The organism is Pseudomonas sp. MG-9, from assembly GCF_018729515.1.
In the GTDB taxonomy this organism is placed as follows: domain Bacteria; phylum Pseudomonadota; class Gammaproteobacteria; order Pseudomonadales; family Pseudomonadaceae; genus Aquipseudomonas; species Aquipseudomonas serboccidentalis.
This window is the reverse complement of sequence record NZ_JAHHZH010000002.1, coordinates 317,462-329,916: the sequence shown is the minus strand read 5'-3', so window position 1 is coordinate 329,916 and position 12,455 is coordinate 317,462. Positions and strand designations below refer to the sequence as shown.

The 12,455-nt window shown below is 60.3% G+C and carries 13 protein-coding genes and 1 pseudogene; 10 read left to right on the top strand and 4 right to left on the bottom strand.

Annotation, left to right across the window (positions count from 1 at the left end):
* Positions 1 to 244: 244 nt before the first annotated feature.
* The gene (locus KKQ10_RS06140; protein ID WP_127648080.1) at positions 245 to 1,831 is read left to right on the top strand and encodes an ABC transporter substrate-binding protein; all 1,587 of its coding nucleotides are present in this window, start codon (positions 245 to 247) and stop codon (positions 1,829 to 1,831) included.
* Positions 1,832 to 1,962: 131 nt separating this feature from the next.
* Here KKQ10_RS06140 and radC read toward each other — a convergent pair whose 3' ends face one another.
* Positions 1,963 to 2,637, bottom strand: coding sequence for a RadC family protein (gene radC, locus KKQ10_RS06135; RefSeq protein ID WP_215500548.1), 675 nt, complete (start codon positions 2,635 to 2,637; stop codon positions 1,963 to 1,965).
* A 135-nt stretch (positions 2,638 to 2,772) separates the two neighbouring features.
* On the opposite strand from radC, the gene coaBC reads away from it, so the two are divergent.
* From coaBC to KKQ10_RS06105, 7 genes and pseudogenes are all read left to right on the top strand, one after another.
* Positions 2,773 to 3,981, top strand: coding sequence for a bifunctional phosphopantothenoylcysteine decarboxylase/phosphopantothenate--cysteine ligase CoaBC (coaBC, locus tag KKQ10_RS06130; protein ID WP_003229480.1), 1,209 nt, complete (start codon positions 2,773 to 2,775; stop codon positions 3,979 to 3,981).
* 5 nt (positions 3,982 to 3,986) lie between these two features.
* Complete coding sequence (gene dut, locus KKQ10_RS06125) at positions 3,987 to 4,442, top strand: dUTP diphosphatase (protein WP_047596787.1); 456 nt, start codon at positions 3,987 to 3,989, stop codon at positions 4,440 to 4,442.
* Between the two features lie 298 nt (positions 4,443 to 4,740).
* Positions 4,741 to 6,144 (top strand): annotated as a pseudogene (locus KKQ10_RS06120) (phosphomannomutase/phosphoglucomutase); the annotation flags it as partial.
* Positions 6,145 to 6,161: 17 nt separating this feature from the next.
* Positions 6,162 to 7,067, top strand: a complete 906-nt coding sequence (argB, locus tag KKQ10_RS06115; RefSeq protein ID WP_003229488.1) for an acetylglutamate kinase — start codon at positions 6,162 to 6,164, stop codon at positions 7,065 to 7,067.
* Between the two features lie 204 nt (positions 7,068 to 7,271).
* The gene (locus KKQ10_RS28625; RefSeq protein ID WP_274658723.1) at positions 7,272 to 7,484 is read left to right on the top strand and encodes a hypothetical protein; all 213 of its coding nucleotides are present in this window, start codon (positions 7,272 to 7,274) and stop codon (positions 7,482 to 7,484) included.
* A gap of 17 nt (positions 7,485 to 7,501) precedes the next feature.
* On the top strand, positions 7,502 to 8,074 hold the full coding sequence (locus KKQ10_RS06110; protein ID WP_215500768.1) for a hypothetical protein: 573 nt from the start codon (positions 7,502 to 7,504) through the stop codon (positions 8,072 to 8,074).
* Positions 8,061 to 8,444 (top strand): hypothetical protein, encoded by a 384-nt coding sequence (locus tag KKQ10_RS06105; RefSeq protein WP_215500546.1) that lies wholly within the window; start codon positions 8,061 to 8,063, stop codon positions 8,442 to 8,444. The genes KKQ10_RS06110 and KKQ10_RS06105 overlap by 14 nt, the downstream gene beginning before the upstream one ends.
* A gap of 63 nt (positions 8,445 to 8,507) precedes the next feature.
* On the opposite strand, the gene pyrE is transcribed toward KKQ10_RS06105, so the two are convergent.
* Positions 8,508 to 9,152, bottom strand: coding sequence for an orotate phosphoribosyltransferase (gene pyrE, locus KKQ10_RS06100; protein WP_127648086.1), 645 nt, complete (start codon positions 9,150 to 9,152; stop codon positions 8,508 to 8,510).
* An 82-nt stretch (positions 9,153 to 9,234) separates the two neighbouring features.
* Between pyrE and crc the strand changes: the two genes are divergently transcribed.
* Positions 9,235 to 10,014: a catabolite repression control protein Crc gene (gene crc / locus KKQ10_RS06095; RefSeq protein ID WP_003229491.1), complete on the top strand. Its 780-nt coding sequence runs from the start codon at positions 9,235 to 9,237 to the stop codon at positions 10,012 to 10,014.
* A 179-nt stretch (positions 10,015 to 10,193) separates the two neighbouring features.
* Here the strand turns inward: crc and KKQ10_RS06090 are convergent, their stop codons facing one another.
* Entirely contained in the window at positions 10,194 to 10,562 is a 369-nt protein-coding gene (locus tag KKQ10_RS06090) for a DUF4870 domain-containing protein (RefSeq protein ID WP_003229492.1), read from the bottom strand.
* 29 nt (positions 10,563 to 10,591) lie between these two features.
* Complete coding sequence (gene rph, locus KKQ10_RS06085) at positions 10,592 to 11,314, bottom strand: ribonuclease PH (RefSeq protein ID WP_064589819.1); 723 nt, start codon at positions 11,312 to 11,314, stop codon at positions 10,592 to 10,594.
* Positions 11,315 to 11,584: 270 nt separating this feature from the next.
* On the opposite strand from rph, the gene KKQ10_RS06080 reads away from it, so the two are divergent.
* Positions 11,585 to 12,448 (top strand): YicC/YloC family endoribonuclease, encoded by an 864-nt coding sequence (locus KKQ10_RS06080; protein WP_115986348.1) that lies wholly within the window; start codon positions 11,585 to 11,587, stop codon positions 12,446 to 12,448.
* The last annotated feature ends 7 nt before the right edge of the window (positions 12,449 to 12,455 follow it).

Here is a 12,455-nt window from a genome sequence, read left to right as displayed (position 1 = left end):
AAAGGCGCATTTTCCGGCTGCGGACGCCTTGGATAAAGGCTGCTGCGAGTTTTGACCACTCGTCGCAGAAAACCGCCCTTGAGCACGCTTGCGACTTTTCACAGCGCGCTGCGGTCTGAAAAACACCACTGTCCCGGCCCGAAAAATGCAAAAAGGGGATAGTCATTTGTAATCCGGCCCTCTAGGGTAACCCTTTTCCAGACTGCACCTGCAGATGGCCTTCGATCTGTAAAGGAAGCCGACCATGCGCCTCGCTGCCCTACCCCTGTTGCTCGCCCCGCTTTTGCTGAGCCCCCTGGCCCAGGCCGCTGCCCTGAGCGTCTGCACCGAGGCCAGCCCTGAAGGGTTCGACGTGGTGCAATACAACTCGCTGACCACCACCAACGCTTCGGCCGACGTGCTGATGAACCGCCTGGTGGACTTCGACACCGCCAGCGGCAAAGTCGTGCCGAGCCTGGCCGACAGCTGGGAAGTCAGCACCGACGGCCTGACTTATGTGTTCAAGCTGCACCCGCAGGTGAAGTTTCACAGCACTGACTATTTCAAGCCGACCCGCACCCTGAGCGCCGAAGACGTCAAATTCAGCTTCGACCGCATGCTCGACCCGGCCAACCCATGGCACAAAGTGGCGCAAAGCGGCTTCCCGCACGCCCAGTCCATGCAGCTGCCGGCGCTGATCAAGAAGATCGACGCACTCGACCCGCTGACCGTGCGCTTTACTCTCGACCACCCGGATTCAACGTTTTTGGCGACCCTGAGCATGGGTTTCGCTTCCGTTTATTCCGCCGAATACGCCGAAAAGCTGCTCAAGGCTGACGCGACCGACAAGCTCAACAGCCAACCGATCGGCACCGGCCCGTTCATTTTCACGCGCTTCCAGAAAGACGCCTCGGTCCGCTACAAGGCCAACCCGGACTACTTTGGCGGCAAGCCTTCGGTCGACCCGCTGATCTTCGCCATCACCCCGGACGCCAACGTGCGCCTGCAAAAGCTGCGGCGCAACGAGTGCCAGATCGCCCTCTCGCCGAAACCGCTGGATGTGCAAGCGGCGCAGCAAGAGCCGACGCTGAAGGTGGAAAAGACTGACGCCTTCATGACCGCTTTCGTCGGCATCAACAGCCAGCATCCACCGCTGGACAAGCCGGAAGTGCGCCAGGCGATCAACCTTGCCTTCGACAAGGCCAACTACGTCAAAGCCGTGTTCGAAGACACCGCAGAGCCCGCCAGCGGCCCTTACCCGCCGAACACCTGGAGCTACGCGAAGAACCTGCCGGGCTATCCGCACGACGTGGCCAAGGCCAAGGCGCTGATGGCCAAGGCCGGACTCAAGGACGGCTTCCAGACCACCATCTGGACGCGCCCGTCCGGTAGCCTGCTCAACCCGAACCCGAGCCTGGGCGCGCAGCTGCTGCAATCGGATCTGGCGGAAATCGGCATTCAGGCGGAGATCCGCGTGATCGAGTGGGGCGAACTGATTCGCCGCGCCAAGGCTGGCGAGCATGACCTGCTGTTCATGGGCTGGGCCGGCGACAACGGTGATCCGGACAACTTCCTCACGCCGCAGTTTTCCTGCGCGGCGGTCAAGTCCGGGACCAACTTCGCCCGCTACTGCAATGCCGATCTGGACAAGCTGATCAGCGCCGGCAAGACCACCAGCGAGCAAGGCGTACGCACCAAGCTGTATGAACAGGCGCAGGCGCAGATTCAGCAGCAGGCGCTGTGGTTGCCGCTGGCGCATCCGACCGCTTTCGCGCTGACGCGCAAGGATGTGCAGGGTTACTCGGTAAGCCCGTTTGGGCGGCAGGATTACTCCAAGGTCAACCTGAAGTAACCTGTCTGCACAAAACCTGTAGGAGTGAGCCTGCTCGCGAAAGCAATCTTTCAGTCACCGAACAGGTTGACTGAAGTGACGCCATCGCGAGCAGGCTCACTCCTACATGGGTTTGCGCTTGTTCCTGAGAGTTACATCCAGCCGCATTCCGCCATCGACAGCGGCTCCCCGTCACCCACGATGAAGTGATCCAGCACCCGCACGTCAATCAGCTCCAACGCCTTCTGCAAGCGCTTGGTCAGCAAGCGATCCGCCTGACTCGGATCAGTATTGCCCGACGGATGGTTGTGACACAGGATCACCGCCGCCGCGTTGTTGGCCAACGCGCGCTTCACAACCTCCCGAGGATGCACGCTGGTGTTGTCGATCGAGCCGCGAAACAGTGCCTCGAACGTCAGCACTTGATGCTTGGAATCGAGAAACAGGCAACCAAACACCTCGTGCGGCTCATGGCGCAGCATGGATTTGAGGTAATCGCGGACGGCTTTCGGGTTCTCCAGCGCCGTTTTTTCGCGTGAACGCTCGGCCAGGTGGCGCCTGTTCATTTCCTGAGCGGCCTGCAACTGGGCAAACTTTGCAGGCCCCAGGCCCAACTCTTTGCTGAAGGCTTCCAGATCGGCCTCAAGCAGCAAACGCAGGCTGCCAAACTGATTCAACAGATGTCGCGCCAGATCTACTGCGCTTTTTCCAGCCACTCCAGTGCGCAAAAAGATTGCCAGCAACTCGGCGTCCGAAAGACTCGCCGAACCTTGTTCCAATAACCGTTCCCGCGGTCGTTCCGCCGCAGGCCAATCGCGAATACTCATACACATTCCTTGTCTGTGGGCGCCGCTGTTCCGTAGCGGTCGCTGTGATATCGTAGCCCATCTTTTTTGCGGGCGAATTCACCCTGGGGAGGGGGTTTCGCTACGTATGTCACCCACGAAATGAAAGGCAGACCTATGCAGCGGCTGTATCGGAAACGCATCGTTCTGGGCGTCGGCGGCGGCATTGCGGCCTACAAGAGCGCTGATCTGGTTCGTCGCCTGATCGACCAGGGCGCCGAAGTGCGCGTGGTCATGACCCATGGCGGCGCGGAGTTCATCACCCCGCTGACCATGCAGGCCCTGTCCGGGCACCCGGTTCACCTGGATTTGCTCGACCCGGCCGCCGAAGCCGCGATGGGCCACATCGAGCTGGCGAAGTGGGCCGATCTGGTGCTGATTGCACCGGCCACCGCCGACCTGATCGCCCGTCTGGCCCAAGGCATCGCCAACGATTTGCTGACCACTCTGGTGCTGGCCACCGACGCCGTTGTGGCCGTTGCTCCGGCAATGAACCAGGCGATGTGGCGCGACCCGGCGACCCAGGCCAACCTGCAACTCCTGGAAAGCCGTGGCCTGAAGACCTTCGGCCCGGCCTCCGGCAGCCAGGCCTGCGGCGACGTCGGCATGGGCCGGATGATGGAAGCCACCGATCTGGCGCAGTGCGCGGCGGATTGCTTCCAGCGTCAGGCGCTGACCGGCAAGCACGTGGTGATCACCGCCGGCCCGACCCAGGAAAACATCGACCCGGTGCGCTACATCACCAACCACAGCTCCGGAAAAATGGGCTTTGCCCTCGCCGAAGCGGCGGTGGAAGCCGGCGCCCGCGTGACCCTGATCAGCGGCCCGGTACACCTGCCGACGCCGGATCGCGTCACGCGTATCGACGTGGTCAGTGCCCGCGACATGCTCGCCGCCTGTGAATCGGCCATCCCGTGCGACGTGTTCATCGCCTCGGCAGCGGTGGCGGACTACCGTCCGGAAGTCGTTGCCCCGCAAAAACTCAAGAAAGACCCTACAAGCGGCGACGGCTTTGTCCTGCAAATGGTGCGCAACCCGGACATCCTGGCCACCATCGCGACCCGTCCCGACCGTCCGTTCAGTGTCGGCTTCGCCGCCGAGACCGAACACCTGCTCGACTACGCTGCACGCAAGCTCAAGGACAAGAATCTCGATTTGATCGTCGCCAACGACGTCGCCAACCCGAGCATCGGTTTCAACAGCGAAGAAAACGCCTGCAGCGTGATCGACCGTGAGCTTCACGCCACTGTTTTCGCCCAGACCAGCAAGAGCAAGATCGCTCGCCAACTGGTCACTTTTATCGCCGAACGTCTGAACCAGGTTTAATTTACATGCACGCTTTGCAAGCCAAGATCCTCGACCCACGCATCGGTACCGAATTCCCGCTGCCGCAATACGCCACCCCGGGCTCCGCCGGGCTCGACCTGCGCGCCATGCTGGAACAGGACATCGTGATCAAGCCGGGTGAAACCGTGCTGATTCCTACCGGTCTGTCGGTCTACATCGGCGACCCGAACCTCGCCGCGCTGATCCTGCCGCGCTCGGGCATGGGCCATAAGCACGGCATCGTGCTGGGTAACCTCGTGGGCCTGATCGACTCCGATTACCAGGGCCCGCTGATGGTGTCCTGCTGGAACCGCGGCCAGAACGACTTCACCATGACGGTCGGCGAGCGTCTGGCGCAGCTGGTGTTGGTGCCAGTGGTCCAGGCGCACTTCGAAATGGTTGAAGAGTTCGTTGAAACCGAACGCGGCGCGGGCGGTTTCGGCCATACCGGCACCAAGTAACCACATGAATATCCTGTAGGAGCTGCCGCAGGCTGCGATCTTTTGATCTTGATCTTAAAAAACCAAAGTCAAAGGATCGCAGCCTTCGGCAGCTCCTACAGGGGAAATTTGTGCATTTTCAACGACAGGTTTTAACACCGTAAATCAAGGTTTTGCCGGCCGAAAGCCACGCCCGCCGAGACATCATGGCCCTTTCATACCACGAACTCTGCGTGGAAAACGCCGTCATACCCTTCAGTTTGAGCCTGCCGCCGAGTGAATCGTCGGTCTGTCCCGCCACTTTCGAGATGGAGCACTTCCGCAGATGAGCACCCCAGCCAAGATCGCCCCGAAGCTTCCTGACAGCATCTTCCGCGCCTATGACATTCGCGGCACCGTGCCGGAATTCCTCAATGCCGAAACCGCCTACTGGATCGGTCGCGCCATCGGTTCGCAGAGCCTGGCCCAGGGCGAGCCGAACGTGTCGGTCGGCCGTGACGGCCGCCTGTCCGGCCCGGAGCTGGTCGCCGAGCTGATCCGCGGTATCGCAGAGAGCGGCTGCCACGTCAGCGATGTAGGCCTGGTCCCGACACCGGCGCTGTACTACGCGGCCAACGTCCTGGCTGGCAAGTCGGGGGTGATGCTCACCGGCAGCCATAACCCGTCGAACTACAACGGCTTCAAGATCGTGATCGCCGGCGACACCCTCGCCAACGAGCAGATCCAGGTGCTGCACGAGCGCATCAAGACCAATGACCTGACCAGCGGTCAGGGCAGCGTGACCCAGGTCGAGATCCTTGACCGCTACACCACCGAAATCGTTCGGGACGTCAAACTGGCCCGACGCCTGAAAGTCGTGGTCGACTGCGGCAACGGCGCAGCCGGCGTGATCGCCCCGCAACTGATCGAAGCGCTGAACTGCGAAGTTATCCCGCTGTTCTGCGAAGTCGACGGCAACTTCCCCAACCATCACCCGGACCCGGGCAAGCCTGAAAACCTCGTCGACCTGATCGCCAAGGTCAAGGAAACCAACGCCGATATCGGCCTGGCCTTCGATGGCGACGGCGACCGTGTCGGCGTGGTGACCAACACCGGCAGCATCGTCTACCCGGACCGCCTGCTGATGCTGTTCGCCCGCGACGTGGTGGCGCGCAACCCGGACGCGGAAATCATCTTCGACGTCAAATGCACCCGCCGCCTGGTGCCGCTGATCAAGGAATACGGCGGTCGCCCGCTAATGTGGAAGACCGGTCATTCGTTGATCAAAAAGAAAATGAAACAATCCGGTGCTCTATTGGCCGGAGAAATGAGCGGGCACATCTTCTTCAAGGAGCGCTGGTTCGGTTTCGACGATGGCATCTACAGCGCCGCGCGCCTGCTGGAGATCCTCAGCAAGGAAAAATCCACCGCCGAAGAACTGTTTGCGACCTTCCCGAACGATATTTCTACGCCAGAAATCAATATCCATGTGACCGAAGAGAGCAAATTCAGCATCATTGATGCACTGCACGACGCACAGTGGGGCGCAGGCGCTGACCTGACCACCATCGACGGCGTGCGGGTCGATTACGCCAAAGGCTGGGGCCTGGTGCGCGCGTCCAACACCACACCGGTGCTGGTGCTGCGCTTCGAGGCCGATGACGAGGCTGAATTGCAGCGCATCAAGGATGTGTTCCACGCCCAACTGAAACGCGTTGCACCTGATCTCCAACTACCGTTCTGATTCACCCGGAGCCCTGAATGACCCTCGAACGCGAAGCCGCCGCCCACACCGCCCAGGTCCTGTCCGAAGCGTTGCCTTACATCCGACGTTATGTCGGCAAGACCCTGGTGATCAAATACGGCGGCAACGCGATGGAAAGCGAGGAGCTGAAAACCGGCTTCGCCCGCGACATCGTCTTGATGAAAGCCGTGGGCATCAACCCGGTCGTGGTTCACGGCGGCGGCCCGCAGATCGGTGATCTGCTCAAGCGCCTGTCGATCGAAAGCCACTTCGTCGATGGCATGCGCGTCACCGACGCCGCGACCATGGACGTAGTGGAAATGGTCCTCGGCGGCCAGGTCAACAAAAGCATCGTCAACCTGATCAACCGTCACGGCGGCAGCGCCATCGGCCTGACCGGTAAAGACGCCGGGCTGATTCGTGCAAAGAAACTGACCGTCACCCGCCAGACCCCGGAGATGACCCAGCCGGAAATCATCGACATCGGTCAGGTGGGCGAAGTGGTCGGGATCAACACCGAACTGCTCAACCTGCTGGTCAAGGGCAACTTCATTCCGGTGATCGCGCCAATCGGCGTCGGTGAGAATGGCGAGTCGTACAACATCAACGCTGACCTGGTGGCCGGCAAAGTCGCCGAGGCGCTGAAAGCCGAGAAACTGATGCTGCTGACCAACATCGCCGGCCTGATGGACAAGTCGGGCACCGTCCTGACCGGCCTGAGCACCCAGCAGGTCGACGACCTGATCGCCGATGGCACCATCTACGGCGGCATGCTGCCGAAAATCCGCTGCGCACTGGAAGCGGTGCAGGGCGGTGTCGGCAGCTCGCTGATCATCGACGGTCGCGTACCGAACGCGATCCTGCTGGAAATCTTCACCGATACCGGTGTGGGCACGCTGATCAGCAATCGCAAGCGCCCCTGATCGCTGATCACGTAAAAGATCGCAGCCTGCGACAGCGTCTAAAAAGCGGAATTTCAGTCGTATGAATTCCCTGTAGGAGCTGACGAAGTCTGCGATCTTTTTTGTGCGCGAGAGAAATGTCCGACGCTCATCAACGAAGCGTCCGACATCGCGACAGCAACAATCTCCATAGGATCTTCCCTGAATCCACAGGAGATCTTCCCCATGCAAAAAAACCACGTACCTTACGGCAGCGACGTTTCAGCAGGCACCTATGAATGTGCAGACTGTGGACGCGAATATTCCAACCAGTCGAAAACCTCGCTGCCACCCTGCCCCGACTACAAACCCAGCACCCATGTGCTCAATGGCTGGAATATCTTGAGCGGCCAGGGCGATGCTGCGGCGGATCCGTATCCGGATCAGTCTTCCAAATAATCGCGGAGGCCCGAACCATGCAGATCTCGTTCACGATCGACGCCAACGCTTTCGAGCTGGAGCAAAAGGAGCCGGTCAAAAAAACCCTGCGCATCGGCGATGCGGATATCGCCCACGCCCTCCAGCGCATCGCCAAGGCCAGCCTGACCGAATACCTGAAAATGCTGGTCGAGGGCGGCATGCCCAGCCGGGCCGATGAGGCCAAGCAGGATCGCCTGCTTTACCTGATTCAAAGCTACTTCGGGCAGACCTTGCCAACAGAATCGCAAATCTCGACGATCTTCCAGCTGACTCAAAGCCAAAGCAAAACCCTGCTGAAAAACACCGTGTCGCGCTTTCGTAATCAGCTCGACGACATCCTGCAGCACAGCATGCGCGCGGTCGTAGCGTCTGCGGAACACGCAAAAGATATCTATCTGGTCGTCATCAGTTCGGACGTAATTCGCGATGAGCTGAACATGCTGATCACCCAAAACGAACCAACGTTTAAACCCATCATCAAGCGCAAAGGCAGCGCCGGGCAGTTCGAAATCAGTGAGGATTCTCACGATTTGTTGTGCGCGACATTGGGGCTCAATGCCGTTCAGTGACATCGTCGCGGTCAGTAGCTTGCTGCTGACCTTGACCACCTTCATGTTCAATCTGGCTTGGCCGACGCTCAATGAGGCGTTGGTGCTGGATGAATACCAAACAGGTCCGCAGAACAAAAAACGCAGCCGCGAGAAGATCAAGAATGCTGTTTATTGGCGTGCGCTGCCGCTGACAGGCGCCTTTGCAGCGCTGTTTTACGTCAACCTGCCGGCCGCCGTAGGCATTTTTTGCAGCAGTACATTGGATCTATGGGATTTTGATGTTGATCGCACGCTTTACGTGATGGTGGTGCTGGCGCTTTTGGCTTTTGCACTGATCAACGCACGCCTGACGCTGAAATTACTGAAAAAGTGGCGAAACCTGCGGTGAACGCAAACAAAAAGACCCCGCTCAGCCTGACTGAACGGGGTCTTTGTTTGCCTGCGGGCGCGATTACACGCCGAACTGGGCGCGATACGCTTCCACGGCCGGCAGATGCTGTTTGAGCTGCGGATCATCCGCGAGGAACTCCAGCACCTGGTTCAGCGAAACGATGCTGATCACCGGGATACCGAAGTCACGCTCGACTTCCTGAATTGCCGACAGCTCGCCGTTGCCACGCTCCTGACGGTTCAGGGCGATCAGCACACCGGCGGCCTTGGCGCCTTCCTGGGACGCGATGATCTGCATCACTTCGCGGATTGCGGTGCCGGCGGTAATTACATCGTCGATGATCAGCACGTCGCCGGTCAGCGGCGCGCCCACCAGACTGCCACCTTCGCCGTGGGCCTTGGCTTCCTTGCGGTTGAAACACCATGGCAGGTCACGGTTGTGGTGCTCGGCCAGCGCGACGGCGGTGGTCGCCGCCAGCGGGATGCCTTTGTAGGCCGGGCCGAACAGCACGTCGAACGCAATGCCGCTCTCGACAATGGCTGCCGCGTAGAAACGCCCCAGCTGCGCCAGGGCCGAGCCCGAGTTGAACAGGCCGGCGTTGAAGAAGTAAGGACTGGTGCGCCCGGACTTCAGGGTGAACTCACCGAAGCGCAAAACGCCGCGATCGATGGCAAAACGAATGAAATCGCGCTGATACGCTTGCATGAAAAAAACCCCAAATACCACGGATTTAGCTAATTAGCTTGACGCCGTGTATCATACACGCACGCGATTTTTGGGGCCATTTATGCGGATCATCAGTGTGAACGTCAATGGTATTCAGGCTGCAGTCGAGCGTGGTTTGCTCAGTTGGCTGCAAGCACAGAATGCCGACGTCATCTGCCTGCAGGACACCCGTGCCTCCGCCTTTGAACTGGATGACCCAGCCTTCCAACTGGATGGCTACTTCCTTTATGCCTGCGATGCTGAAGTCCCTGCCCAAGGTGGCGTGGCTTTGTATTCGCGGTTGCAACCGAAGGCTGTCATCAGCGGTCTCGGTTTCGAGACGGCCGACCGCTACGGGCGCTACCTGCAAGCAGATTTCGACAAAGTCAGTATTGCCACCTTGCTGCTCCCTTCGGGGATGAACGGCGATGAGGACTTGAACCAGAAGTTCAAGCTCATGGACGACTTCGGCAAGTACCTGGACAAACAGCGGCGCAAACGTCGCGAGTACATTTATTGTGGCTCGCTGTACGTGGCGCAGCAGAAGCTCGACATCAAGAACTGGCGCGACAGCCAGCAATCCCCGGGCTTCCTGGCGCCAGAACGCGCCTGGATGGACGAGATTGTCGGCAACATGGGCTATGTCGATGCGCTGCGCGAAGTCAGCCGCGAAGGCGACCAATACAGCTGGTGGCCGGACAACGAACAGGCCGAGATGCTGAATCTGGGCTGGCGCTTCGACTACCAGTTGCTGACCCCGGGCCTGCGACGCTTCGTGCGCAGCGCACGCCTGCCGCGTCAGCCACGGTTCTCGCAGCACGCGCCGCTGATCGTCGACTACGACTGGACGCTGACCATCTAAGCGTCGATTCGTGGATGCAAAAAAGCCGACATCGCTGTCGGCTTTTTTGTGCGCGCTGATTTTTGCCGCTCTGTGGGAGCGGGCTTGCTCGCGATGGCGATATTCCTGTCACGGATACAGCGACTGACAGACCGCTATCGCGAGCAGGCTCACGCCTACAAGGGGATTTGCACTGGTTGTTATTTGATCAACCGCCAAGTGAAAGGGTAACGGTAAGGAAACCCCTCATTAGCCTTCACCCCGGCAATGATCGTCAGCACCAGTGCACCGATGGCCAGCAGACCCAGCAGGAAGAAGCCAATGATCAACACCATCAGCAGCAGGCAGATCGCGGCAGCAATCGCCACGGTGATCTGAAAATTCAGCGCTTCCTTGCCCTGGGCATCGATGAACGGATCGGTTTCGCGCTTCATCTGCCACAGGATCAACGGCCCGATCAGGTTGCCGAACGGAATCCAGATCCCCAGCAAGGCGGACAAGTGACAAAACATCGCCCATTGGCGAACCTCCTGGCTCGGTTTGGGCAGTAACTCTTGCTCATCACTCATCGCGTCCTCCTTGCGGGTTACGAACCTGCTCAGTCGGCCAGTGCAGCCTGTTGCAGCTCGAAGATTTCGTTCATGCCTTTCTTGGCCAGTTCCAGCATGGCGTTCAGCTCTTCAGGCTGGAACGGCGCGCCTTCAGCGGTGCCCTGAACTTCAATGAAGCCACCGGTGCTGGTCATCACCACGTTGAGGTCGGTCTCGGCGGCGGAATCTTCAAGATAGTCCAGATCCAGCACCGGCTCGCCCTGATACATACCGACCGACACCGCGCCGATCATTTGCTTGAGCGGGTCGCCGCCTTTCAGGCCGCCGCGCTTCTTGATCACTTTCAGCGCATCGACCAGTGCCACCATGGCGCCGGTGATCGACGCGGTACGGGTGCCGCCGTCAGCCTGGATCACGTCGCAGTCGACGTACAGGGTCACGTCGCCCAGCTTGGACATATCCAGCGCAGCGCGCAGGGAGCGGCCGATCAGACGCTGGATTTCCAGAGTGCGGCCACCCTGCTTGCCACGGCTCGCTTCACGCTGGTTACGCTCGCCAGTGGCGCGCGGCAGCATGCCGTATTCGGCGGTCAACCAGCCCTGGCCCTGGCCTTTGAGGAAACGCGGCACGCCGTTTTCGACGCTGACGGTGCAGATGACCTTGGTATCACCGAATTCGACCAGTACGGATCCCTCGGCGTGTTTGGTGTAGTTGCGGGTAATGCGGATCGAGCGAAGCTGATCGGCAGCGCGACCACTTGGACGTTTCATAGGGAATACCTGTACTGGGGACGGAAAACTGCCGAGCATTATAGAGCGCTGCACCGCGCCTGGGCACGGGTTAAAAATTCCGGCCGTCGACCCAAGGCCCTGAAACGCGCATAACCGACGGCCTGCAGCCCTTTGTCACACCGTGTGTTTGGGCGCATCCGCCGCACTGCGCTACAATCCTGCGCCTTTGCTGCCAGTCGGCTTAAATTCATTGATATCGAGCCTGCGGAACATCCCTTCTGCGCCGATCTGCATTGCGAGGTCACCGCCATGGTGCACAGCATGACCGCCTTCGCCCGCGTCGAGAAAGCCGGCGTCCAGGGCACCCTGAGCTGGGAGCTGCGCTCGGTCAACAGCCGCTATCTCGAACCGCACCTGCGCCTGCCGGAGTCGTTCCGCGACCTCGAAGGCGCCGTGCGTGAAGCGCTGCGCCAGGGCCTGTCGCGGGGCAAACTGGAATGCACCCTGCGCTTTACCGAAGAAAGCACCGGCAAGCCACTGCAAGTCGACCGCGAGCGCGCCGCGCAACTGGTCGCCGCTGCCGAAACGGTTGCCGGCCTGATCAAGAACCCGGCGGCGCTGAACCCACTGGAAGTGCTGGCCTGGCCTGGCGTGCTGGTGGCCGATGCCACTGACCCGCAAGCGCTGAACGCCGAGGCACTGGCACTGTTCAATCAAGGCCTCAAGGAGCTCAAGGCCGGCCGCGAGCGCGAAGGCGCGGAGCTGGCACGCCTGATCAACGAGCGCCTGACCTCCATTGAAGAGGACGTCGTGACCCTGCGCGAACTGGTGCCGCAGATGCTCGCGACCCAACGCCAGAAAGTCCTCGATCGCTTCGCCGACATGAAGGCCGAGCTGGACCCGCAGCGCCTGGAACAGGAAATGGTCATGCTCGCGCAAAAGAGCGATGTGGCCGAAGAACTGGATCGCCTGAGCACCCACATCATCGAAGTTCGCCGGGTGCTCAAGTCCGGCGGTGCCGCCGGTCGGCGCCTGGACTTCCTGATGCAGGAACTCAACCGCGAAGCCAACACACTGGGCTCCAAGGCCTTCGACCCGCGCAGCACCCAAGCCGCCGTCAACCTCAAGGTGTTGATCGAGCAGATGCGCGAACAAGTGCAGAATATTGAGTAAGGCTACC

Excerpts from the sequence above, each read along its gene's own strand:
- KKQ10_RS06110 (WP_215500768.1), top strand. The coding sequence starts at position 7,502 with ATGCAGATCTCGTTCACGATCGACGCCAACGCTTTCGAGCTGGAGCAA.
- coaBC (WP_003229480.1), top strand. The coding sequence starts at position 2,773 with ATGCAGCGGCTGTATCGGAAACGCATCGTTCTGGGCGTCGGCGGCGGC.
- rph (WP_064589819.1), bottom strand. The coding sequence starts at position 11,314 with ATGAAACGTCCAAGTGGTCGCGCTGCCGATCAGCTTCGCTCGATCCGC.
- KKQ10_RS06080 (WP_115986348.1), top strand. The coding sequence starts at position 11,585 with ATGGTGCACAGCATGACCGCCTTCGCCCGCGTCGAGAAAGCCGGCGTC.
- radC (WP_215500548.1), bottom strand. The coding sequence starts at position 2,637 with ATGAGTATTCGCGATTGGCCTGCGGCGGAACGACCGCGGGAACGGTTA.
- argB (WP_003229488.1), top strand. The coding sequence starts at position 6,162 with ATGACCCTCGAACGCGAAGCCGCCGCCCACACCGCCCAGGTCCTGTCC.
- KKQ10_RS06140 (WP_127648080.1), top strand. The coding sequence starts at position 245 with ATGCGCCTCGCTGCCCTACCCCTGTTGCTCGCCCCGCTTTTGCTGAGC.
- KKQ10_RS06105 (WP_215500546.1), top strand. The coding sequence starts at position 8,061 with ATGCCGTTCAGTGACATCGTCGCGGTCAGTAGCTTGCTGCTGACCTTG.
- crc (WP_003229491.1), top strand. The coding sequence starts at position 9,235 with ATGCGGATCATCAGTGTGAACGTCAATGGTATTCAGGCTGCAGTCGAG.
- dut (WP_047596787.1), top strand. The coding sequence starts at position 3,987 with ATGCACGCTTTGCAAGCCAAGATCCTCGACCCACGCATCGGTACCGAA.
- KKQ10_RS06090 (WP_003229492.1), bottom strand. The coding sequence starts at position 10,562 with ATGAGTGATGAGCAAGAGTTACTGCCCAAACCGAGCCAGGAGGTTCGC.
- pyrE (WP_127648086.1), bottom strand. The coding sequence starts at position 9,152 with ATGCAAGCGTATCAGCGCGATTTCATTCGTTTTGCCATCGATCGCGGC.
- KKQ10_RS28625 (WP_274658723.1), top strand. The coding sequence starts at position 7,272 with ATGCAAAAAAACCACGTACCTTACGGCAGCGACGTTTCAGCAGGCACC.